A 23456-nucleotide genomic window follows, 5' to 3' on the forward strand; every position below is an offset into this window, starting at 1 on the left:
TCAGTTCATAGGTAATAGTCAATAGTTGCTATTATTTTTTCTAATCTTGTAAAAACACGGGTAACTGTATCCTTATTTTATAAGTATGACCGATCAATTCTCACTGAATTATTACTAGCAAAAAAGCAAAAACTCCAATAAAAGTTAATTTCCTGCCGTTAGCCTTAGCTATGAAAAAACACAAATCGCGGCACTGTGTTTTTTGCTAATCCTCTAGATTTATCTACGAGGGTTTTCTTTTATATTTTTGCTAATTACTTGCTATTTAAAAAGAGGGGGCAGCACATGAGAAGGCTAGTCAAGGGAATTAAAGAACTTGCTAAAGACGATAACTTTATGCACTCAATTGAAAAAATAGAAGTGCTAGTCTCGAAAGTGTTATCCCTATTGATGGTGCTGGTAATTTTGGCTGCGATCGGAGATTTAGTGATTTTCCTGATGAAAGAGTTATTTACCACACCATACGGGAGATTCAATACTACATTATTTAAAATTTTTGGTTTATTTTTAAATATTTTAATTGCATTAGAAATTTTAGAGAACATCACTGCTTACTTGCGAAAACACGTTGTTCAAGTTGAGTTAGTTATTGTTACTTCTTTAATTGCTGTGTCGAGAAAAATTATTATTCTTGACTTAGAAAAAGTAACAGGAATTGATATCATTGGATTGGGAGTTGCCGTTCTGGGTCTGTCAATTAGTTATTTGCTCATCCGTTTTAGTAATTCTAGAAAACATAATTAATACCATATTAATATTGAAGATGCATATTATTAGCCTTCTGTGGCAGTTTTTGTTCTGTAGTTATCGGCTGGAAGCTTGAAGTGATAATGTGCAGATCACATAAAATTAGTATGTCATTTTCTATATAAATGAGTGTTGCAATATAAAATTATGGTAACTTTCTTTGAATTTGAAGCAGATTTTGTTGATTCTCTTCGCTGTATACCGATGCAGGTACGCTACAAACTAGATACCTGTGGTATCAAGCTAAAATTATCTGATTGGAATCAGATGTCTCAAGCTGATCGTCAGGCTTTAGTTGAATTACCTTGCACTACAGAAACAGAAATTCAATCTTATCGGCAAGATCTCGAACAGTTAATTTTAAATCGCACTGGTGTACCAGCTACACATTTGCCTATTGAGCCTGAACCTGCATGGATTGACTCTACAAATATCCCAACTAGTGTTCAAGAGCAAGCTCAAGCAATAGATATCACCCTTACACCTCAACAGTGGGCATCTTTAACTCCTTTACAGCGTTTTGCCCTGATTAAACTCAGTCGTTCTGGGCATGAAAATAAAAACTTTCCCAAAGCAATAAGAGAGTTTAATCTGCTGTAAATGCAATATTTACACAAGTACTAACTGAAACCGAGGATGCTTTCCTTGTCCCCCCTGGGCGAACGGTGTATTAAGCATTTACCAGTACTGAATGTTATTTTTTAGTTACAAAAAATACTATAAAATGGCTACAAAAAATTATAATTTTTTTGTATTTAGCTAAATATAGTAAATACTACTAAATATCTAATAAATGACCAACCATAGAATTTCTACTAGGATGTCAGTAATACCTAATCTATATAATCGATAATTACTACACGTTTCAAACAAGCTTGAGGACAAAATTCCAGTAGTTATAATACTTGTTAACACTTGATAAGACAATTTTAAATTTTCATTGAGCAAATTTTGAATGCCTGAGCAGTGAGTAAAGCTATAGTGTATTTAGCAAAGCCACAGCTACAGCAGTCGTAATTAGTATATGAACAAGTTACAAGTCAAAATCCTGTTAAATCAGATACTCTTTTTTCACAAGCTAAATGAGATTGCTGTAATGTGGCTTTGCTGAGGTTCTAATGCCAAAGTATTTTAAGAATTAGTTTAAACACGCACTCTAACTCGATGACAGGCAAAAACGCAAGACATAATGCATTTCTGCGGCTAGTGTCTGGTAATGGAGCACCTTATAGGTCAGAATCCCGCTACTCGCTGCTCCCTAGTAAAGAGGTGGTAATTGGACGCGACCCCAGCTGTCAAGTTGTCTTGGATGCCATGATGTATCGGATGGTATCCCGTCGTCATGCTGTGATTCGTCCCCTCTCTTCATCTCCAGATGGCAAATTTAGCTGGCTAATTTGTGATTTGAATAGTGCTAATGGCACTTATTTAAATGGACACCGCCTACAAGGTTGTCAAGAATTACATGCAGGCGATCGCATTTCTTTGGGTGCTGATGGACCGCAATTTGTGTTTGAACACGAATTTGTCTCCCCAGTTACGATCATGACCAGGCCAGCCACACCACTGCCATCAGCAGGTTACCCCCAAGGGCAATTAAAACCTGATTCGGTGAGCTTTACTCAACTGTTTCCCATTATTTCTACTGGCAAAGATTTAACTCGTAAAGCTTACCTCGTACCGGGAATTCTGACAGTAGTATTCGTGGTGCTAATGTTTGCTACGGTAGGTCAGCCGCAAGCTAATCAAGTTATTGTAGCGAGCTACATAGCATTTGCTGCCTATTATTTTGTTTACCAACTGTGCGGTAAACCGAAGCCTTGGTGGGTACTCATGTCAGTAGCATTGGGTACGTCGTTTATTTTGCTCAGTCCCCTATTAGATTTATTTATCTTTGTGTTTCGTGGCATTCTGCCTGGTAACTTGCCTTCAAATCAGGATTCGATCACCTTTACAGAATTGCTGGTGCGAATGTTTTTTGGTGCTGGGTTGATGGAAGAATTACTAAAGGCTTTACCTGTATTGGCAGTGTTGTTAATTGCTATTAAATTGCCCTCACCTTGGCGAGAACGCATAGGCGTTTGGGAACCTCTAGATGGGATTCTCTTAGGAACAGCTTCTGCTGTGGGTTTTACCCTGTTAGAAACTCTCGGACAATATGTGCCAGTAATTACACAAAATGTTGCCCAACAGTCAGGAGTAGGGACTGGTCAATTGGTGGGATTGCAATTGCTCATTCCGCGAATTTTAGGCTCTGTAGCAGGACACATGGCTTACAGCGGTTATTTGGGGTATTTTATCGGGTTGGCTGTCCTCAAGCCCCGCCTGAGTTGGCAAATTCTCCCCATTGGTTATATTAGCGCTGCTGCACTCCATGCTTTGTGGAACGCTACCGGATCTATCAATGCTTTACTGTTGGTGGTTGTTGGCGTGTTGTCGTATGCATTTTTGATGGCGGCAATTCTTAAGGCACGTGCTTTATCACCAACGCGATCGCAGAATTTCGCTACCCGCTTTCTCGGCCCTAAATAAGCAGCTAATTAGCGATTACCAAATACGTAAAATTTTGAATTGTTAATTAATTGAAGTTAGTTCTCCACCAGGAACTAAGTGTCTAGAACTCCAACCATTTTTTATGTCTTTGGGTAGATAGTGCTAGTTTGGCAATCCGCTTATAGTCTGAAGTATATTAGGGAAACTGTACTTAGAAAAAAACCAGCAAAAACGCATCAGACCCGCAAGACAAGCGCCGAGTGCGGGCAAAGTTAATAGTTACCTGAAATATAGCCCCATTCAGGAATAACAGACAACTGCATTTAGGATTCTGGCTGAAAGCTATTTAGTCTGGTGAGGGCGTAGTAAGAAATTGCTAAACTAACCTTTGCTTGCTCGACTTCCGATAAAGATGTCCACTCGCGGTTACCCAAGTTACTCATTACACATACCACATTTTGTGGTTCGCCACTACGCATAGCATAGGCATAAGGACGCGCTAAAACCAATAAATCTTCTGCGCCCCAAGTAGGCAGTACATCTTGAACACAGTGAACGAGTTGCTCACCAATTGATTGTTGGGAAGTAAAAATTTCAGCAGCTTTGTGAGCGATCGCATTTAGCCAGCCTTGGGGTACAGCTGAAGCAAAAGATGTTTGTAAGCTTTCTTGCAAAGCCATGACAATCTGGCTGATATTTGTCTTAGAGTCTGAAGCAGTAGATTTTTTTTCCCAAAGATTATCTAACTGGCTATAAAAAACTTGCGATCTTGCCGTAAGTTCTTGCTCAAGCACATCATCGATAAGAAACTGCTGTTCTAGTTGGCAAAAATAAGCTTCTGATTTCTCATCAGCTGGATTCCAGGGGTAACTAGCATCCTCAGCTTCTAGTAAAGTTGCTAAAAAATCTAATTCTACTTGAGATGGTAAAGATGAGATAGTCTCTGAATTGTTGATTTGGTGAGTCATTTGTCGCCTCCAGACTAATTATTTAGCAGTATTGACAGCTACAACTGTCAGAATCACATTTCCGCAAAAAAAAGTGAATTTTGCCTATGGTGAGAATAAATTTGTGAGGCTGTTGCTCATGACTGAAATTGCAATTATGCAATACCTAAGTTAAGAGCCTTCGATAATAAACTGCCATATCTCACCTCTAGAACTACCAAACTTTAATTGCATTCCTGATGTTAAAGGTACTTCCTCTCGGAGGATTTGTTGCCAACCATTAGAACTGAAAATCCAGGTTGTCCCGTAGGTAGATAAATCTTGTAAGTAATAAGTTCTTGCCGGAGCAGTGTCAGTGAAAGTATTCCGACATAAGATTTCAGCATGGCGTTTAGAAACAGAGGGTTCTGGGATGACAATATCATTGTCTTTTGTGCGACCAATCCGAGTCACTCCAGAACGTAATACCCAGGTTTTACCACCTGCTGATAGCGATCGCAAAGAGGCTGTAGGAAATGAAGCTACCACACTCGGAATAGTAGTTTCTGGTAATTCTGTAATTCCTTCATCAAAACTTTTAATCAATTCGCCATTAAAATCTGGATGTAGGTAGAGGACAGGTAAAGTCCATGCTGGTTGATTGAACTTATATACTGTTAACAGTTCTTGCCTAGCTTCTGCCACAGCCTCATCAATTGGCTTGCGCGATCGCAAAGCTTCCGTAAAGACTTGAATAAAACTGTGGCTTTCTTCGTCAGCAATCTCATCGCGCATTCCCAAAACCGCAGGTACGCCATGACGAATCAGCACTTCTGCCAAACTGCTAGAGGGTATAGCTTGATTATTTATAGCAGCTGGTTGTGCGCCCCAGCAGGCATTGAAAACCGCCAGTTTTACACCAGTACGAGTCAATACTTGGGCCAGTTCTATGCCATTGAGGGTCATGCTTGGGCGCAAAAACAGTAATCCTCCATCTGGATCTGGCAGACCGTGACCAGCGTAAAAGAAGACATTGTATGCTTTAGTTTCTAACTCCTGAATCAACTCTTGTGGGCTTGGTTGCAGAAGTGTATGTACCATGCAGGGTGCATATCCCTGAGAATTGCTACCTAAAGGCCCTGCATTGGCGAGAGTTTTTTCTAAGATTGCCGCTTCTTTTTCCAGTTGCAAATTTTCATCTTGTCCTAAAACCAGCAGAATATTTAAAGCTTGGTCTGTTCGCAAATAAGGCAATGATTCAACTTCACTGGTAGTGCGACTAAATAGTAAATCTTGAGATAGAGACATCGCCGATTGGCCAGGCTCACGTTGCATAATTTCCCAAGGTAGGGCGATGAGATCCGGGTCACGAATTTCCAGTCGAAAGCGCAGACGTGTATGCTGCCCCATAGCAATGCCACGACTTCGTTCTAAACTTCCGAGAATTTGCCCATTAAATAACCAACGCCATAAATGAATTCCCAAGTATTGCATTAAGCGGCTACTGTAGCCTCCTGGCTGACCCGAAGGCAATGAAACCAAGTTCACTGGTAATGGATTTGTTTGTAGAGGCGTTGAGCGAGAGTAAATACTTAAGGGGCTATGACCAGCAAACATCTGCTGCCATTCTTGCCAAACTTGAGAGAGTTCCACAGGCCATATACAATCATGCAAAACATAACCACTGGGATAGGGAGCCTTAACCACCCATATGGCGAAGTTATCAGAGCTAGTATTAATCAAACGGGCGATCGCCAGGTTCAGGCATGGCAATGGATTCATTAAATCAAAAGGTATTAAATAACAAATAATTTCAAATAAAAATTTTCCAATGTAAAAATATCTACATTGTATTGTAAGTTTTTTTCGCTGGTTATTACCTGTATTATTTCAGGTTTTTACCAATTTATGGAGTATTCGATTTGGTTGGACTAGTATCACTTTGTGGATTTGGTACAGGTGTCTGGTTATCTAGCGATGGCGAGACATCATCACATGCACTCGGCTGTTTTGCTGATAAAACATTGACCTTATATTTTTTTAGTTGAGATTGGGAGAATTGAATTGGTGCTAATTTCTCTACTTGTTGCGAAGAGTTAGAATTATCTGGTTTATTCACTGATGACTGAGCTGGTGTATCTTGGGGGCACAAGCGCAGTTGCACGAAAAAATCTCTAGAACCCGCTTTAGGATTTGGTTTTTTATCGATAACTTGTAAAAGGCTACCAGAGGGTAATAATTCTTGGTTATTTAGGCGGATTGGGGCCTGGGTTTGAATTACCCACCCAGAATCAAGGTTGTCAATAGTTCGCGGTGCAGTTGCTTCTGTGGTAGTTGGCTGCGGAGTTGCGGTTGGGCTAGTCACAACTGGAGTTTCACCGGATGGCGATCGCATCTGCATTACTAAGTATCCCAAATAACCGGCTGCTAAAACTAATATTAACGGAACTATAAAATTTAGTGGTAGTTGGGCAGTTTTGGCAGGCTTAGTTTCTGGGATTACTTGTGTTTTCTGATTGGGGTTACCTAGGAGTGTTCCTTGTACTGTTCTGGACGGAGCATTAGTAGCTTTACCCAGGAAACTGTCTGGTATGACCGCTGCCAGGCTTGAGTTTGGTTCAGAGTATCGAACTTGACAATGTACTAAGGCAATAGTGACATTATCATGTCCATTTTTAGTGTTAGCAATTTCTACTAATTTTTCAGTAGCATGTGCTACATCGGTTTCCCCTGTCAAAATCGGTAAGACTTCTGTTTCCCAATAGTCCTCAACGCGGTCAAAGTCGCTCAAACCATCGGATGTAAGTAGGAAAACAGCATCTTCATCCAGAATAAACCTCTGGGCAGTGGGATGTAATGAAGTACTGGGACTCATTCCTAAAGCCTGGACGAGAGAGCCAGATCCACCTTGTAATATTGCTTCACGGTAGACAGCATAGCCTAACCGTACCTCACGCGAAGCTACATCATCATCAAGGGTAACTTGATAACAACCGTGGCGCGTAATCCAGTAGGCACGGCTATCACCGACGTGGGTAATGTACATTTCATGGGCAATTGGTAATGCCATTACCAAGGTGGTGCCCATGCGTTGACGTCCCTGCCGATTTTCGCCGTCATTGCGTTGGCTAATTTTGTCATTTACAACTGCCACTGCTGATTCTAAGTCATTTAGCAGCAGTGAAGGGTCTATGTGGTCATACGGAACTTTTGTGAGTTCATGTACCTGATGCTGAATCGTTTCAATTGCTAAATTTGATGCTACATTGCCTCCCTCGTGCCCACCGATGCCGTCACAGACAATGGCTAGGGCGGTCGCCTGTGGAGGTTTACTTACTAAGGTACCACTGGGAGGGTAACAGGCATCTTCATTACGTTGGCGACTGGGGCCAGTGTCAGTTTTAGTGAAAATTTTGATAGTAGACTTTTGCGATCGCCCTAATTGAGCTAGTCCTTGATCTAAGACTGTAATTAATTGATCAGGTGAATTGATCTGTTGCTGAATTAAAGCATTACTAATTTTGTTGATAAGTTCAGCTATAGCTGGTTTTGCCTCTCTGTGCAATTGCTGCCAAAATTCTCCTAATTGAGGTAAGCCTGGTGTTGTTGAGGAGTCAACACGCAATTCTAACAAGCGTACTAACGACCCTTCTACCCTTAACAAATATGGGTCTAGTAAGCTAGAGGCCACACCTTCACTTGCAAATGGATGCCAAAGATGAGCTAACTGCCATAGCCAATTGAGTTGGCGCATTGATGTAGCGTCACGCCAAGCACTGATTAACTCGCTACACAGTTGCACTTGTAGCGCTGTACCATCGGTCAGTATTGGGGGTTTTTCTAAAAGTAATATGTCTTTACGAGAACGACCATCGGTTACAGGTATTACTCCATATACCTGCGGTACGTGTAATCTGTAAGGAATAAGTCTTAGATAAGCTCTAATTGCCGACGAATTATCTAATTCAGGTGTTTGCGGAACTAACCCAGGCTTAGTATCTAAAACAACAGATTTATTGATCACTAAATAGCGCTCGTCCAAGATTTCTCCGGGAGTGGCAACACTCAGGCCATCTCCCTCAGCCCAGAGGTAATGCTTGGGTAGAGGTGTGGAGCATCGCAAGCAAAATTTATGTGTTAAGGGGTTGAGAGCTTGACACATCTCATTTGGGCAGTAGAGCGTTGCCACATCATTTTCCATAGTTTTCGCACCGATCAGCAATTGGCAATTTCTTCAGCAGCATTGGCAATTTCTTCAACAGCATTAGCAGAGGCAATCTGGATCGCTCATGTTTCTTTAACCCGACATATCCAACTTTGGATCAATGATTTTAGCTGGCTGATACTAGCAGGCGCTAATAATTATCTACTTATCCAAAGAAATCGCTCCTCAGTCAATCCTACAGCCTCATCATACTTTCTATTCCTTATATGACTCTCTATCAACAGCGCAGCTAACTTCAACTCTGCCACCACAGCTTAACTCCAGCCAGCATAACTGTACTGTTTACTTTTGATAAATTACCTGATCACAAAGCGGTAGATAATACTAGTATTTCTATAGTTTATAAGTTGTGAGGCATTAATAACTTTAATTAAGAATTAAGATAACTGAACACATAAGCTAAACGAGGCTCTCAACTTTGTCAAATATAGTTCACCAATTTTTAACGTAATTTAGAAAAACCATTATCCGATTAATGATGCCATTGTTAGTTAATGTTTTGGGTAATTGGCATTTCTAGCACACCTACCAGTGATTTTGCATCTATGAGAATTGTCTAGAATGTACTGTATTATCTCTTGGCTAGCTACATCTCTTCACAACGAGGACATATGTTACTAATCACATACTGCATAGCTGTAGATCCGAAATTTTATAAAAAATAAATATATTCAAGTTTTACAGATATATTTTGAGAGGATGACCAAGCACTAAAGCGGTAGCTATCATATTAATTAGTGCGAATCTATACTAACTCTGCTAGCTTGGCTTTTAGCACAAAAAATTGGTTAACAATCCATTGAATAATTTAAATCTAGCAATACTAGCTGTTACAGCTGTACTAAATATTAACTGTGTCAGAAAGCTTCTACCTAAAAAATTCTTATCAGCAACTTCAGGGTATTGACCTATACGTACTGTAATTCAGCATAGATAGCTGAGGATTATTTCGTTCACCGAAATCGCAAGTGGTAGATTAACTACTAAAACTTAAACTACCAAAACTTAGCTTATTGTTCACATCTAGTACTATTACTTAAAGCCGCAGCAGACAAGTCTTAGGGGCATGGTACAGCCTGCCCCTAAAAAGCCAAGAATTACAAAACTTTTAGTTGTAGCTCTTGACTTTACTGTTTCTCATCAGTTGCTACTTGGGGGATTCCCATGCTGTAGTTGGTGACACGGCTTAGGAGATTGTAGCTGATTTCGCCTTTTTGTAGGAGCGATCGCAAATAATGCTCCAAATCTGATCCAATGCGGCGTAAGTTGTAGTCTGTTAAATCCTGGCCACTAGATGCTTCTACCAGTTCATCAAACTTACGATAAATCTTTTGCAGCGCATCTTCATTCCAGTTAAATTCATTGTCTGGGTCAACATCTAACGATAAAACCTGATTACTGGGAACCAGTTCGCCATCTCGGTCAATTTCCGCTGCAAAAATGCGGATATGCCGGGTTGTGGACTTAAGCAGCATCGGGTTGTCCATAAAAGGGTGTAAGATTTGGGTTGATTACACTGAAATCATTGTAGACGCTATACCTGAGCTTGAATGACCTTAATAAAAAGGAATCATGCCTATGGTGCAAGCATTAGCCAAAATACTATCTGCACTACACTCTCTTCAAATTCTTAATTTTTCGTTTCACTGCATTAGTCCTAAGAGAAGCAGCAAGATCATAGCTTTTTTCAGGCTCTCCTTGACACGGGGAGCCAGTGTATTGTAAAGCCTAGTGTGTTGACGGGTTGTCCCGATTTGAACGAACTGGTGTTGAGAAATTAGAGGAGGGGTCACAAATCCATCGAATTAACGTTTGTTGAGCGTCAAACTTTAGCAAACTTTAGCCGGAGTTGCCTTTGCGACAATTTACAGGTAAGCTGTTTTGATTTCTAGAGGAACCACGAGTTTACTATGGCGGTCAGTTAACCATGTCTAATCACTACTGCTAGGCTCTTTTTACTTGACAAAATCTAGAAAGCACTAGAATAGCAGACTCGGCTGTAATAAAGTAATCAGTGTCTATAATTTTCATTCAGAACAAAAATAAATCTTTAATGACTTTGCTGATTGATGTCTCCTGAATTTTATGATGAAAAAAATGAACATCTAGTAAATTTACGTAGTTATGGCACAACTACCTCTAGCTTTCATAAAAGAGAAAAACTTTAGTGTTTTTACGTAAGTGTAAACACGAAAATTTCAGTAAAATTCCAAACTGTTATTGACGTTTAGATAAAGTTGATGTAAAAACCTTTAAAAAGCTCGAACAACTTCTTACAGAAACTTTATTGTATAGAATCTTAAAAACTGAATAATAGTTATGGCTTACCTGAACCACCTTTGGCGCAGGGAAAATACAGCCTACGCAGTCAAAGTCTGGCTCGAAAAGAACACAGGAGAGTGGAATAGAAGACAAATGTGATGGATGAAGAATGATTCTGAGTTCAACCACTTTGGATTCAAAAAAAAATTAAAGAATTTTTGTTGGGTATTTAGCTCCTCAACCTCATGACCACCAAGTAAAGGAATCCGCAAAATTTATGAACTCCAAAGCCTTACCACGTCAGATAAATAATATTGAAGTAGGTGTTTATGAGTGTGAAATACATCTCAAATTCCGGTTGATTGAGGAAAAGAGTCTATTAGGCGATCGCGAGCAACTATTGCAAGTGCTTTTAGATGCTTTAACTGAAGGCTCTGATGATTTTCTAGAGACACTGCAAGCGTCTGTTAAAGCCCAGGAAGTTTCTGAATTTAAAGCTTCACCGCAAATGCGACGCCAACTCATGCGCTTACGAAATTTCGCCGATAATAGTCAATAAATATCTGTATAATTTGAGTAGTGACAAGTCGTGGCTTAGATATCAAATGGTGAATTTGTTTTAAGTTTACCTATTTGCTCTAACCTTGAGTTGGCTTGTGTAACTTAACCTCAAGGCTAGGAGTTTACCTTACTCTCCGAAAAGCCCAAGAAAGCGTCACAGTAGCCCTCACCCTTTGCACTACGGAAATATTTGGGTGCCTACTAATGCAGTTACGCCTTCCTACTAAGGCAGGTTACAGTTTTTCAAGGATTTTATTTTTGGCAAATACCTTTGATCAGGGTGTTACTTCAAGTTGGTAAAGTACTAGTTAGCAATCATTTACGTTAAATACTCTGAACATTTCAGAGATTTCTAAATTTATGGGTTGCTTCGTGAGCGATTGCAGCTGTTTAATATTAGGATTTTGCAAGCTTGAAGTTTCATTCCACCCTTACACATGGCATATGAGATAATTTTCACAAACCCATTAGGGTAGGATTAATTTTTTAGAAGATTAGTCGATAAATTTAACTACTTGACAAAGGGCTGAAGGCTTAATACTGAACTGTTAATTAGTCCAACTAAAATCAATTCTCATCCCACAGCTACGAAAACATCGCTATGCTCGTTTTCATAAAAAGCCGTGGGATTTCGAGTCATTAGCCCTTGGTCATTAGCACTAATGACTGTTGACTTAATTACTTAGCAATTTTTCAAGCTAAAACCCACGAGTAAATGCCCACAATGAGGGCATGAAAATTGTTCCTCCTTATTCTCCAGTCCCCAGCCCCTCTTTTCAAGACAAGCTGTCTATTTAGCAAGACCGTGTTCTAAAGCAAAACGAACTAACTCTGTACGGCTATTAGTACCGGTTTTACTAAACAAACGGCTAACGTACTTTTCGACATTGCGGACGCTGGTCTCTAAGCGACGGGCAATTTCTTTGTTCATTAACCCTTCAGCGACCAAGTTTAAAACACTTTGTTCTCTAGGGGTCAGGTCGATTTTAAATGGTGCTGGTGATTGTGAGATCGCATTTCTTTGAGTTAACAAAGCCTTTATTTGGGCAATTTGATGGGCTAGTTCAGCAATATCAGGAGTTTCACCGTCTTCACCTGTAGTTTGAAGTTTAGCTGTGCGACGGGCAAGTAAGTTTTCTACTATGGCAATTAACTCATCTGGGTCGAAAGGTTTGGGTAAATAAGCATCAACACCAGCTTGATAGCCTTGAATGCGATCGCCTGTCATGCCCTTAGCAGTTAAAAATACTACTGGCAGCGTTTGGAACCGAGGATCATCTCGCAGTTGCTTGAGGAATTGATAGCCGTCTACCTGGGGCATCATGATGTCAGAAATCACTAAGTCAGGCGTGTTCTGCTGCATCAAATCCCAACCCTCACGGGCGTTACTGGCGACTTGAACGCTGAAACCGCTTTCTTGTAAATAATCTTTGACGGCTTCCCGCAATCCCGGTTCGTCATCTACCAGTAACAGTTGTGCTGACATTTGAAATTTCCTTAAGTTTACCTTTTTCCAATTTAGCGAAACTTGGTAGGCATTGAACAATATACAGACAGGTCAACTTTTGTGGAGAATTCAAAATTGAAATTCATCTGAGCTAATTTCTATAGCCAATCAATAATCTGGGCTTTTTCTGGCAGCTTGGCTTCGCTTTGCCCAGAGTAACGCGCTTTCGCAGTAAATAATGCAATAGGAGTACTTAAAAAGTCTACAAGGCTGGCTTGACCCGCGATCGCCTTGACGCTATATTTAGGCACTTCCTTCAATAACCAGCGTACCAAGCGATAGTAATATTCCTGGCGTTTAAGCCCTGGCATTAACTCCACGCCATACAGTTCGTGCAGATAGCGATTTGAGCGCCCATAGCGCCGCCATTGGCTTTTCAATTCTTTGAGTGTGGTACGGTGACGGTGCTGGACTACAGCATCTGGGGCAAATTCCAAATGCCCGATGTTTGCCCCCAGAATCCGCCAACAAATGTCTGCATCTCCACCAGTAGTAAGATAAGGACGAAATAAACCAACTTTTTCTAAGGCGATGCGTTGAACTGCTAAATTAGCGGTTTGACCGTAAGCACAGAAAGGATGGGCAAGGGTGTGCTTTTGTGATAAGGTTTCTTGACGGTCTGCATGTTGTTCTAGCAGAGTTTTACCTGGTAGAGCCTTAATTTCACCTACAACAATTACTACATCTGGTTTGATGAAAGGTTTAATTAATGATTCTAGCCACTGCGGTTGAGGACGGCAATCAGCATCGGTAAAAGCTACAATTTCCCCGGTTGCAGCTCGAATGCCAGTGTTACGAGCTGCGTAGGAGCTTTGAATTTGGTTTTCACTCAAAGGGTGAATTGTAATCGGGCAAAGTTCAGCAGATGCTTTTAGGGATGTGAGAGTGCGATCGCTACTGTTATTATCTACCAGCAAATACTCTACCCGTTCTTTAGGGTAAGTTTGAGACAGCAAACAAGAAATTAAATCTGGTAAATCTGCCTCACCATTATAAATAGGAACAACCACCGACACCCTTGGCATAAAGCTGTTGGCGGTGGTTGCATCAACTAATTGATGATTCATAAATTAAAATTTTGGATTGGGATTACTTACTAGTATTCCCAATCCAAAATCTTAAAACTGATTAGAACACGCACTTGGTATGACTCAAAAAATCCGGCTTGGGAAATAATTGAATACGTAAATCTAAAATTTCAAGTCGCTAGCGCGGACACTCATTGATCCAGTGGGTTGATTTGCCGGAGGTTGAGCGAAGTTATTACTAGATAGCGCTGTAATTGCTCGCGCATATTGTGGATCGTTTGGAGTGCCAACTAAATCTGGATTAGACGCTAGTTGACGCTCTTGTGCTTCTGTTAAGTCTAACTTGATATCTGGTGTGATGCCTTTGTGGTTAATATCCGTTCCCTGGGGAGTGTAATAGTGGGCAATGGTGACTGCCAAGCCCGAACCATCAGCGAGTTGATGAACTGACTGTACTAACGCTTTTCCAAAGGTTTGACTGCCAACAACTACTGCTCGCTTATTATCTTTGAGTGCCCCTGTGAGAATTTCGCTAGCACTAGCTGAATTACCATCCACCAGTACTGCTAAGGGAAGCTGAGTCAGGGCAGTGCGATTAGCTTTAGTATCTTCCGCTCCTCCTAACCGATCTACTGTACGGACAATTCCGCCATTATCCAGCCACATCCGCGCAATTTCAATGCTCGACTGCAACAAACCACCAGGATTGCCTCGCAAATCCAATACATAAGCATTTACTTGCTTACCGTTTAAATCGCGGATGGCTCGTCGCATTTGTTCTGCTGCATGAGAACTAAATTCTCGCAACCGGATATAGCCAACACGCCGATTACCTTCTTGCTTGAGGGTATAACGTACAGTTGGTACTTCAATAGTTGCCCTGGTTAGCTTCAAATCAAAAGCATTCTTCCCTGACCGCCCCAGGCGCAATGTCAGAGGAGTACCAGCTTTACCACGAATTAGCTTGGAGGCATCATCCACTTTCATCTGCTGAGTGGGTTTGCCATTAATTGCTAAAATTTCATCGCCTGCTTTAATACCAGCTTTCAGCGCTGGGGAATTTTCTATAGCTTCTACAACAGTGAGCCGCTTGGTTTTATCATTTAATTCCATGCGAATGCCAATCCCAGAGACTTCCCCTGATGTTTGGCTGGTCAGCGCCTCATACTGTTTGGGGTCCATAAACCGAGTGTAAGGATCTCCCAACTGTTGTAAAGCTTCACGAATGGCAACGTAAGCTTCTTCATGAGTTGTATAGTTTTTACTTAACAAACTTTGTCTAGTTGCTTGCCAATCTTGTTGATTAAATTTGCCATCAACATATTCACGATTCACCAGTTGCCAGACTTCGTCAACTACTGCTTTGGGGCTATCTTGTAGGGCAGCCCGAACGCAGCGAGTCCAAGCCGGGCCAAATAAAGATACAGTGGCGCTCGTGGCGATCGCTCCACCAATCAAGGCTACTTGGAGCGGCGAGTAACGTTTCGCAGATTGGTTCATGTATATCAGCTGGAATAATTGTGTTGTTGACAGTTTAGCAATCAGATTTTCCAAAAAATTTTAAGTTTTATACTTAAGTTTAGCTATACTTCCTTCATCATTTCTTATTGAAATGAAGCTAAAAATATTGCTTTACTTTATGACAATCATTTCTCTGTTTGCTAGCTTTCTCCGGACAATCATCTAGAGTATGTGACAGTTTTATATGTGTCAACTATATACTCTCGATTATTTTTATAAGATAGCACTTTGCTTATTGACTTGCAGATACTTAAGATATCGACAAACTATGCTTTTCTTACTTATGTCATGAAACGTAAAGGTTACTTGAAAACAACAGTTTCAGTTAAGAGAAAAGCTGGGTAACTGTGGCGATTGATACAAAAAATAGCTTGTGGTTTGTGCGTTATCTTTGGCGTTTGGCTAATCTGTACCACTATAACCTTAGTTTATGCATCTTCCTAAGCAGTAAATGCCTTTTTGCGTTAAGCTGACTCATCCACGAGTCTTTAATACTGATTAATGAGTTTTTTAGCTCCGTTAATGAGGCTTTGATGCTCGTTCACCAGTTTTTTAGACTCGTACCTTGGTGATCGTAGCTTGCATCTGCCACAATTCAGCCAGAAGCGCATTCTAAACCAAAGAATCTGGATCTACGCCAAGCGATCTGAGACGTTCTGCCAGCATTTGAGCGCGTTGTTCTGCTTGTTTAACTCGTTCTTCTGGTGTTAATAAACGCTGACCTTGCTCAGTATACCAGTAAAGCCACTCGCGTGTAATGCCTTGATATGTTCCCTGTTCACAGCCAATCCCTAACCCAATTTCCGGTAGCCAAACGGGATTTACTCGCTGCAATTGATACTTCCCATTTACCAGGCGATACACTTCTAAAGTCTGTTTTCTTCGCCGTTGGGGATTATAAACGACATAATATAAAACTTCTAACTGGGCATAAAACTCTTTCTTGGTGCTGTATTCCCCACGCCGTGTTTGAGAAACCACTTCTAGCACCATAGTTGGTACGCGTTGTTCTTCCCAAAGTAGGTAACTTAAACGCAGATTCTCATCAAAAATACGTTCAACTCCCAGACTCAAAAACCCATCTGGTACGATCGCTGACTGATCGGGATCGTAATAAATCCCCATATCAACACCAAAGAACCAGTCCATACGGTCTGACCATGCCATAGCTAGTATGGCTTCCAGTAAACCAGGAATTAAATGTTGCAGCTGATTATCCACAGGGGTATCGTCAGAGTCCGGCAAATCCTCGGCGGAGGGTAAGCAGTCTAGCGGATCGTACTGTAGCATGATCTGATTAGCGTTTATCTCGTACTTTGATCATAAGTGGTTACGCAAAATCATTTATGTCATTGCGAGCGAAATGAAATGTAGCGTAGACGCAATGACAAATGTATATTTAATTTTGCACTACTACTTAGTGCTGCTTACTGAAGTCCGGGCGAATGGAATTTGCTCTTCTAACTCCAGAGAAATAGTTTGATAGAGATGATCGAGCATCGCCCGCACAGATGGAGGAAGGGATGTAAAGCGGATGTAGAAGCTGCCTTCTAGTGTAGGTTTTTCCAAGACTTTGGCATAAAAATCTTCACCGACTTCTTGGGGCAGATTTTTATTCAGCAGGATGAGTTTTAAATTCGTTAGGGGAAGTGGCAATTCTTCTTCAAGGTTTTTGTGCTGAATCAGGGCTTCCTGGCGGGAGAGCTTGATAATCTCTGCTTGATACCAGCGATCGCCTACGTGTTTGCTTTCCAAGGTAACGTACTGGAGCGAAATAGCTTCTGGCAAATCTAGGAATTGTTCTTCCGACTTAGAGAGAAACAGGTTATGCTCTCCACCAATGCCGCTGATTTCATAAAGGTTAATGGGGTCTTTTACTCCTTTCATCTGCACCTTTTGGTGTGTATCCACCTGCACAATGTCTCGCACCTCAGACAACACATCTTCGGAGATGATAATTTGTCCACCCACACTGCACGCTTCAATGCGGTAGGCAAGGTTAATGTGGCTACCGACGACACCATACTTTGTACGTTTTTCTGACCCGATGTTGCCGACTACAACCTCACCTGTATGAATGCCAATGCCCATTTCCAGGAGCGGAAAGCCCCATTCTTGCATCTGCTGGTTGACGGGAATCATTGCTTGTTGCATAGCGATCGCACACGCAACTGCCCGTTCTGTGTCGTTTGCTCTCACGGTAGGCGCACCAAATAATGTCAGAATGCCATCTCCCATGAACTCATCGATTGTACCTTCGTAGCGGGTAATCACATCCGCCATATATTCCAGGTAAAAGTTGAGGATGGTGATCACTTGCTCTGGTGACAGCCGTTCGGCTGTAGCTGTGAAGCCGCGCAGATCCGAGATTAAGATGGTGATTTTACGTCGCGTCCCGCCTAACTCTAGCCCAAGGGGATTTTCTAGCAGATTGCTGACAATCTCATCACTAAGGTAACGCCCAAAGATTTGCCGAATCAGCGCATTTTTATTTTTCAGTTCCCCGTTAATTTTGGCAAGTGCCTGAGTGCGATCGCGCACCTTTTCTTCTAGAGTTTCAAACAATTCCTTTAACTGTTTTGCCATGCAGGTGAAAGACTCAGCCAGTTCCCCAATCTCATCAGACCGTTCAATTGGCAGTTCTTGCTCCCAGCTTCCATCTGCCAGATCCTTGGCGGCGGTATTCAAACGCTGAATCGGCTTGACAATCCAGAGGGATGTTTGCAGTCCCACCACCATTGCAATAATCAGCGACAGCAGGCACAGCAGCGTCGTGATCCGGGTATTTGCCTGGATGCGTTCCATGAAATCCGCTTCCGGCATAACAACCACAATTAACCAATCCAACCCCCTACCATCCTGTAACGGCGTAACTTGAAGAAATTGCCGATTTCCTTGGATATCAAAGTCTAGTAGTTGGCTATTTTGAATTTGTGTAAAATTGCCAAACTTTTGTTGTAAATGTTTAGCACTCTGCTGGATTAGATAATTTTTACTCTCAAAAGCTTTAATCCGTTGCGGCTGGTTACTGGTAATTTGGTAGGTTGCATCGGGCGTAGATGTGGCAACCAGCATACCAGAACGTTCCATAATGAACGTCTGACCAGAGGTGCCAATCTTTAAGCTTTGCAGAAATGCATTCACCTGGGAAAAAATAAAATCGCTACCAAGGACACCCTTGAGTTTTCCTTGCTTGTCATACACAGGTTGGGCTGCTGTAATTGCTAGTCCCCCTGTACTGAAGTCCCGATAGATTTGGCTCCATGTAGGTTGACCTGCCTGAACTGCCTGCTTGTACCAGGGACGTTGGCGTGCATCGAAATCCGGCAAAGCTTCGATTAGACGTGCGCGATCGCCCTGTGCATTGGTCGCAAAGTACTGGTTGTATCCTGTAGACTGATTGCGTTGAATTACCTGCAAATCACCATTCGGTAAGCGTCTTGCTCCTAAATATTCTCCTGTAACGCTACCGTAAAAGTTGTAGGTGATCACTGGAAAGGTACGGATCTGCTGCCAGAAATACTTCTGTTTATACTGGGTATTTTGAGTATCTAACTGTCCTAACTCAATCGAATTTGCATTCAGCCGATTGATCAGATGGGGTGTTTCCACATAAAGCAGTAGCCTCTCGTTGACCCGTGCGGTTACCTCATCCCGGAGTTGGGTGGCGACCTCGTTCACTGCACGTTGCCCATTGCGGAAGGAAAAATATCCGGTCAGCCCTACAGCCGTAATTACCTGGAGTAGTGTAGATACAATAAAAATGACTCGTAGCGGCATTTTTCTATACATAATTTTGATAGCTAAATGCGTGGTCTCGCACCAGCCGGTATCCTCCAGGTAAATTCTCCTTTCTTCCAGGATTCCCAGATAACGAGGATGATTTAACCAAAATTATGGTTGATTAAATAGGAAGTTATTATTAAATCCGATCGCCCGCTCACGTACATCAAACAGACTACTGAGTATTAACCATCGCCACAATAGTAGATAGAGGTACTTCTGCAAAATACTCCCGCTGAAATTGTTCTTCGCGCACAGCAGCTAAAAATTTAGTAGCAGCCGCATCAGCTTGAGTTTCCGAGGCATTTTTAGATTCTTGACTAATTCTCAAATAATTGTCTTGGCGTTGAAGTGTGAATCCTAAATATTTTAAAGCTCTGATTCCTAAAAGTAAGGTTTGGTCGCCGATGCCCAGTTTCTCTAACAGTTGGACGCGAGTAACTAGTTGATTGGTGCGGCTGAGGTATTTGGCAATTCCGACAAGGGTAAGCCAAATTTGGGCGGGTGGTTGATGATTGGGTTTAGACCAGGCGATCACAAGTTTTTGGTTATTGTAAACTGAGCGTTTCCACCAAGCACGTAAATCATCCCAACTAGTTGGGCATTCTTCGAGGATCAGTGCGGAGTTGTGAGTTGTGATTTCTGAGTGTTCTTGATTGCGCCAGTCTAAGATGAGTGCTGAGTTTTGAGTGCTGAGTACTGAGTTAGCGCTGGGACGGACGGCAATTAATCTGATTTCATAGCGTTTTTTAAAGGTGTTATAGTCCAGTTCGGCTATGCAATCACATCTACCTATGGGTAATTCATCTTTGTAGTGTCCCCACCAAATACCCGGAAAAGCATTTCTGCTGGAATCATCCCGGATATCAAACTCGGTTTTGATGTACTGTACTTTTTTCCCTTGGGAATCTTGTTGATTGCGATGCCAAGCATTTTCAAACCAGCAGTTTTGAATCAACAGTTTTGGAACAGGATTACCCATTCCACAAGGTTCTAATACTTTTAGTTCTAAAAATAATTCTTTCCCTAAATCACCTACTGTGACCGCTATGTCTGCTTGCACTGTAGGCGTTAGATTTTTACCACCTAAAGATTGCCGTAACCTTTGATTAATTGCTTCTGTAAATAAGGGAATATTTTCCACCGCCAGACTCAAACCCGCCGCAAAGGGATGTCCCCCAAAGCGATGCAATAGATGTGCTTGGTCTTTAACTAATTGATATAAATCGACCGAATTCACCGAACGGGCAGAACCACGGGCTAATGAGAGTGCTGAGTTCTGAGTGCTGAGTGCTGAGTGTTGAGTGTTGAGTGTTGAGTCCTGAGTAATAATTTCTCCCCCTGCTCCCCTGCTCCCCTGCTCCCCTGCTACTTCTGTACTCAATAAAATCGTGGGGCGGCCTGTTTCTTGTGCTACTTGTCCGGCGACTAAGCCTAAAACGCCTACGGGCCATTGGGAATCTTCCAGAACGATCGCACTGGTGGTAGATAAATCTAATTGGGTAAGTTTTTGTGCAACTTGAGTTTGTACATCTTTCTGCAAAGACTTACGGCGGGCGTTAGCTAGTTCTGTATCTTCTGCGAGTTCATTACAACGTTTCACATCCCGGCTGGTGAGTAGTTCTACACAAAAGCTAGCATCACCTTGAATGCGGCTAACTGCATTGATGCGCGGCCCCAAACCAAAGGAAATATCTGTGGGGCGATCGCCACTTTTTTGGCACAATTCTAATAATCTCCCCACCCCCGGACGTCGCCTAGCTGTTGGTGGTTGTTTAAAATCTTCCTGTAGTCTTTGAATTCCCAATTGCGCCAAATATCGGCAATCTCCACTTAGCTCTACCAAGTCGGCAATTAAACCTACTGCTACTAAATCCAACAAATCTGCCAATGGATTTTGAGGCACATCAGGCAAGGTTAAATACAAGGCTTCTACCAACTTGTAAGCTACCGCCACCCCAGACAAATTAAACAGCGGATGTTCATTGGGCAAATTACGGGGGTTGATAATCGCTGTTACTGGTGGACGTTCTGCGGGTAATGTGTGATGGTCTGTAACTATGACATCAATACCTAACTGTTTGGCATAAATAATTTCATCTATATTTGTGCTGCCAGTGTCGCAAGTGACAATTAATGTACAACCTTGTTTTTTTAAGTTATCAATTCCTGAAAGATTGAGTCCGTGAGATTCCGTGAGACGATTAGGAATGTAGTAAATTAACTGAGCATTTTGCACAAAAAATTGCCCCAAACCATCCCATAGCACAGATGTAGAGGTTATACCGTCAGCGTCAAAGTCTCCCCAAATGGCAATTTTCTCACCAGCATTGCGTGCTTGTTGCAATCGTTCCACTGCTAGATGCATTTCTTGACCAAACTCAAAGGGGCTGGCTGGTTGATAAGCTTTATAGTTGACGAATGCTTCTAATTGTGAGCTATCTTGTATTCCCCGTTGCCACAATAATTGCGCTGCAAAAACTCCACCTGATGCAGGTGTATACTTTTTCACACTTTGAATAAACCACTCTGGTGCTTGTTCAGTTGCCGCTAGAATCCACTGCATTTGAAAATTTAAAATTAAAAATTCCAAAAATTTCTAAATCTAAAATAGAACCTTATAGGCAAGAGCCTACAACGAGAGCATAAAAATCTTTCTCCCCAGTCCCCAATGCCCAATACCCAGTCCCAATTAAATCGGTGCTTGGTCTTCTGTTGTAATTTCATTAACTAAAGGATTGAGTACTGCATCGCTAGCAAATCCATCAGTCTTACGGGCACGAATAGCTGGGCGGGTTCGTGGTACGCGTTGCGGAGCAGCTCGCCGATAACCTGCTCTTTCAGCTTTTTGATGTTCATAATCAATCAGTCTGCCGTAGTGTTCATGCTTGCTTAAATTCATCGACAGAAAAATATGCTGACGGATATTTCCAAAACCTTTGCGGTTGAAAAACTTCACTGCGGGAACGTTGGTAGGATCGGTGTCTACCAGCATGAACCGCGCCCCATCTTCGATCATCCGGGCGACAATTTTATCAACTAATTTATCTGCTACTCCCCGACGCTGAAACATAGGATTCACTCCCAGCCAGAGAATATATCCATAAGTCCAAGATGCTTTGGTGATGATGGTTCCTAAAATGAATCCTGCTAGTTCCTCATCTATTTCAGCTACTAAGCAATATTCTGGATCTGTATTGTAAAGTCCTATTACTTCCCATTCATCCCAAGTTCTATATAAATAAGGATATAAATCACTCGTAAATAGTCCTTCTCCCAAGTGGTAGACGGGGGCTATGTCGTCAATTCCTAATTCACGGACATAAACTGTCCCCATGTCATCAACGTTTGTCATACTGCTTAAAATTGTGATTACTTAAATATAGATATTTTTTAAAGTTTAGTGATATCCATTTTGCCAGGAATGGAGAACGTAGGGTAAGCATTGTCTACCAAAACCCGGAAATAGTGCTTAATGTCTACCCTACAATTATTAAAGTGAAACTTCTTGAATATTGTTGATATTTGGCAGTGTATTGCTAGCTATTGCTTCCGCATCATTTTGTGTACGTTGGCAGCGAGTGGCAAATTGACAAAAATTGCAGGCTTTATTTCCTACTGGTAATTGGGGAAATTGCTCTTGTTTTTGGTAACGTTCCAGCCAATAAGTTAAATCGCTTAACAAATCATTAAGTTCTTTTGCTGTTTTCTGATGCTGGGCATTACTGTAACTAAATTTAATGTTCTGCGGTTTGCCTTCAGACTGAACAAACCAATAAGTCATAGAAATATTTTCTGGCAAATAATCGCTAGTTTCTGCCAAAACATACATATAAAGACGTGTTTGCCAGTTCCGTTCTAATTTGCGTTTGTCTGGTGGTTTAGGATAAGTTTTCCAGTCTAGAATTTGTGCTTTTTGATTATCTGCAATTAATAAATCATAAATAACAGTGAGTAAATAATCTTGAACTTGTAGGGTGCGGTAGTGTTCGCTTTCCCGGAAAGTTTGGCTATTGGCAGCAGGTGTTAAAATTTCTGGTGCAGCATTGGCAAAAGCTGTCATCCAGCTTTGTAGTTGGGTATCCGCTTGCAAAAAGCTATGAATTGGTAAACCCATTTCGCGCTGTTGCATCAGCAAGTGAAAGCGACTACCTAAAGTTTGTCGTTCTTCCTGTTCTGGATCTGCGGGAGAATTGAGGCTTTCTAAGTAAGTATGTTGAAACTGACGAGGACAACGTTCTAATAAGTTAAGTTGTCCTTGGGAAATTCGTAATAGTTGATTTGAAGTTGTCAGCATTCTTATATTTTAGAAGCGATCGCAGTGTTAACGGAGTTCAAAGCCTCGTTCACGGAGTTCAAAGCCTCGTTCACGGAGTTCAAAGCCTCGTTCACGGAGTTCAAAG

The 23456-nt window shown here is 41.6% G+C and carries 17 protein-coding genes; 5 read left to right on the forward strand and 12 right to left on the reverse strand.

Annotation, left to right across the window (positions count from 1 at the left end; translation table 11 throughout):
- Window positions 1-285: 285 nt before the first annotated feature.
- From AC5JL8_RS15960 to AC5JL8_RS15970, 3 genes are all read left to right on the forward strand, one after another.
- A complete protein-coding gene (locus tag AC5JL8_RS15960) occupies window positions 286-744 on the forward strand; it encodes a phosphate-starvation-inducible PsiE family protein (RefSeq protein WP_495880140.1) in 459 nt (152 codons plus the stop codon).
- Window positions 745-894: 150 nt separating this feature from the next.
- Complete coding sequence (locus AC5JL8_RS15965) at window positions 895-1347, forward strand: nitrate reductase associated protein (RefSeq protein ID WP_495880141.1); 453 nt, start codon at window positions 895-897, stop codon at window positions 1345-1347.
- A gap of 564 nt (window positions 1348-1911) precedes the next feature.
- Window positions 1912-3279 carry a PrsW family glutamic-type intramembrane protease gene (locus tag AC5JL8_RS15970; RefSeq protein ID WP_495880142.1) on the forward strand — a complete coding sequence of 456 codons (1368 nt, stop codon included), beginning with the start codon at window positions 1912-1914 and terminating at the stop codon, window positions 3277-3279.
- Between the two features lie 284 nt (window positions 3280-3563).
- On the opposite strand, the gene AC5JL8_RS15975 is transcribed toward AC5JL8_RS15970, so the two are convergent.
- The 3 genes from AC5JL8_RS15975 to AC5JL8_RS15985 form a co-directional block, all read right to left on the reverse strand.
- Window positions 3564-4208: a hypothetical protein gene (locus AC5JL8_RS15975; RefSeq protein WP_495880143.1), complete on the reverse strand. Its 645-nt coding sequence runs from the start codon at window positions 4206-4208 to the stop codon at window positions 3564-3566.
- Between the two features lie 150 nt (window positions 4209-4358).
- On the reverse strand, window positions 4359-5939 hold the full coding sequence (locus AC5JL8_RS15980) for a CHAT domain-containing protein (protein WP_495880490.1): 1581 nt from the start codon (window positions 5937-5939) through the stop codon (window positions 4359-4361).
- 133 nt (window positions 5940-6072) lie between these two features.
- Window positions 6073-8367 (reverse strand): PP2C family protein-serine/threonine phosphatase, encoded by a 2295-nt coding sequence (locus AC5JL8_RS15985; protein WP_495880144.1) that lies wholly within the window; start codon window positions 8365-8367, stop codon window positions 6073-6075.
- On the opposite strand from AC5JL8_RS15985, the gene AC5JL8_RS15990 reads away from it, so the two are divergent.
- Window positions 8320-8601, forward strand: a complete 282-nt coding sequence (locus AC5JL8_RS15990) for a hypothetical protein (protein WP_495880508.1) — start codon at window positions 8320-8322, stop codon at window positions 8599-8601. The genes AC5JL8_RS15985 and AC5JL8_RS15990 overlap by 48 nt on opposite strands.
- A 917-nt stretch (window positions 8602-9518) precedes the next feature.
- Here AC5JL8_RS15990 and AC5JL8_RS15995 read toward each other — a convergent pair.
- On the reverse strand, window positions 9519-9878 hold the full coding sequence (locus tag AC5JL8_RS15995; protein WP_495880145.1) for an NAD(P)H-quinone oxidoreductase subunit M: 360 nt from the start codon (window positions 9876-9878) through the stop codon (window positions 9519-9521).
- Window positions 9879-10930: 1052 nt separating this feature from the next.
- Between AC5JL8_RS15995 and AC5JL8_RS16000 the strand changes: the two genes are divergently transcribed.
- The gene (locus tag AC5JL8_RS16000; RefSeq protein WP_495880146.1) at window positions 10931-11212 is read left to right on the forward strand and encodes an Npun_R1517 family heterocyst differentiation transcriptional regulator; all 282 of its coding nucleotides are present in this window, start codon (window positions 10931-10933) and stop codon (window positions 11210-11212) included.
- Between the two features lie 792 nt (window positions 11213-12004).
- On the opposite strand, the gene AC5JL8_RS16005 is transcribed toward AC5JL8_RS16000, so the two are convergent.
- The 8 genes from AC5JL8_RS16005 to AC5JL8_RS16040 form a co-directional block, all read right to left on the reverse strand.
- Window positions 12005-12700, reverse strand: coding sequence for a response regulator transcription factor (locus AC5JL8_RS16005; protein ID WP_495880147.1), 696 nt, complete (start codon window positions 12698-12700; stop codon window positions 12005-12007).
- A gap of 119 nt (window positions 12701-12819) precedes the next feature.
- Window positions 12820-13788 carry a glycosyltransferase family 2 protein gene (locus tag AC5JL8_RS16010; protein WP_495880148.1) on the reverse strand — a complete coding sequence of 323 codons (969 nt, stop codon included), beginning with the start codon at window positions 13786-13788 and terminating at the stop codon, window positions 12820-12822.
- Window positions 13789-13911: 123 nt separating this feature from the next.
- The gene (gene ctpB / locus AC5JL8_RS16015) at window positions 13912-15249 is read right to left on the reverse strand and encodes a carboxyl-terminal processing protease CtpB (protein ID WP_495880149.1); all 1338 of its coding nucleotides are present in this window, start codon (window positions 15247-15249) and stop codon (window positions 13912-13914) included.
- Window positions 15250-15882: 633 nt separating this feature from the next.
- Window positions 15883-16560, reverse strand: coding sequence for a Uma2 family endonuclease (locus tag AC5JL8_RS16020; protein WP_495880150.1), 678 nt, complete (start codon window positions 16558-16560; stop codon window positions 15883-15885).
- A 123-nt stretch (window positions 16561-16683) separates the two neighbouring features.
- Window positions 16684-19062, reverse strand: coding sequence for an adenylate/guanylate cyclase domain-containing protein (locus AC5JL8_RS16025; protein ID WP_495880151.1), 2379 nt, complete (start codon window positions 19060-19062; stop codon window positions 16684-16686).
- 166 nt (window positions 19063-19228) lie between these two features.
- The gene (locus AC5JL8_RS16030) at window positions 19229-21619 is read right to left on the reverse strand and encodes a single-stranded-DNA-specific exonuclease RecJ (RefSeq protein WP_495880152.1); all 2391 of its coding nucleotides are present in this window, start codon (window positions 21617-21619) and stop codon (window positions 19229-19231) included.
- A gap of 126 nt (window positions 21620-21745) precedes the next feature.
- Window positions 21746-22408, reverse strand: coding sequence for a GNAT family N-acetyltransferase (locus AC5JL8_RS16035; protein ID WP_495880153.1), 663 nt, complete (start codon window positions 22406-22408; stop codon window positions 21746-21748).
- A gap of 138 nt (window positions 22409-22546) precedes the next feature.
- On the reverse strand, window positions 22547-23350 hold the full coding sequence (locus AC5JL8_RS16040) for a PD-(D/E)XK nuclease family protein (protein WP_495880154.1): 804 nt from the start codon (window positions 23348-23350) through the stop codon (window positions 22547-22549).
- Between the last annotated feature and the right edge of the window lie 106 nt (window positions 23351-23456).

This window comes from Mojavia sp., from assembly GCF_059505145.1.

Excerpts from the sequence above, each read along its gene's own strand:
- AC5JL8_RS15960 (WP_495880140.1), top strand. The coding sequence starts at position 286 with ATGAGAAGGCTAGTCAAGGGAATTAAAGAACTTGCTAAAGACGATAAC.
- AC5JL8_RS15965 (WP_495880141.1), top strand. The coding sequence starts at position 895 with ATGGTAACTTTCTTTGAATTTGAAGCAGATTTTGTTGATTCTCTTCGC.
- AC5JL8_RS15970 (WP_495880142.1), top strand. The coding sequence starts at position 1,912 with ATGACAGGCAAAAACGCAAGACATAATGCATTTCTGCGGCTAGTGTCT.
- AC5JL8_RS15975 (WP_495880143.1), bottom strand. The coding sequence starts at position 4,208 with ATGACTCACCAAATCAACAATTCAGAGACTATCTCATCTTTACCATCT.
- AC5JL8_RS15985 (WP_495880144.1), bottom strand. The coding sequence starts at position 8,367 with ATGGAAAATGATGTGGCAACGCTCTACTGCCCAAATGAGATGTGTCAA.
- AC5JL8_RS15995 (WP_495880145.1), bottom strand. The coding sequence starts at position 9,878 with ATGGACAACCCGATGCTGCTTAAGTCCACAACCCGGCATATCCGCATT.
- AC5JL8_RS16000 (WP_495880146.1), top strand. The coding sequence starts at position 10,931 with ATGAACTCCAAAGCCTTACCACGTCAGATAAATAATATTGAAGTAGGT.
- AC5JL8_RS16005 (WP_495880147.1), bottom strand. The coding sequence starts at position 12,700 with ATGTCAGCACAACTGTTACTGGTAGATGACGAACCGGGATTGCGGGAA.
- AC5JL8_RS16010 (WP_495880148.1), bottom strand. The coding sequence starts at position 13,788 with ATGAATCATCAATTAGTTGATGCAACCACCGCCAACAGCTTTATGCCA.
- ctpB (WP_495880149.1), bottom strand. The coding sequence starts at position 15,249 with ATGAACCAATCTGCGAAACGTTACTCGCCGCTCCAAGTAGCCTTGATT.
- AC5JL8_RS16020 (WP_495880150.1), bottom strand. The coding sequence starts at position 16,560 with ATGCTACAGTACGATCCGCTAGACTGCTTACCCTCCGCCGAGGATTTG.
- AC5JL8_RS16025 (WP_495880151.1), bottom strand. The coding sequence starts at position 19,062 with ATGTATAGAAAAATGCCGCTACGAGTCATTTTTATTGTATCTACACTA.
- AC5JL8_RS16030 (WP_495880152.1), bottom strand. The coding sequence starts at position 21,619 with ATGCAGTGGATTCTAGCGGCAACTGAACAAGCACCAGAGTGGTTTATT.
- AC5JL8_RS16035 (WP_495880153.1), bottom strand. The coding sequence starts at position 22,408 with ATGACAAACGTTGATGACATGGGGACAGTTTATGTCCGTGAATTAGGA.
- AC5JL8_RS16040 (WP_495880154.1), bottom strand. The coding sequence starts at position 23,350 with ATGCTGACAACTTCAAATCAACTATTACGAATTTCCCAAGGACAACTT.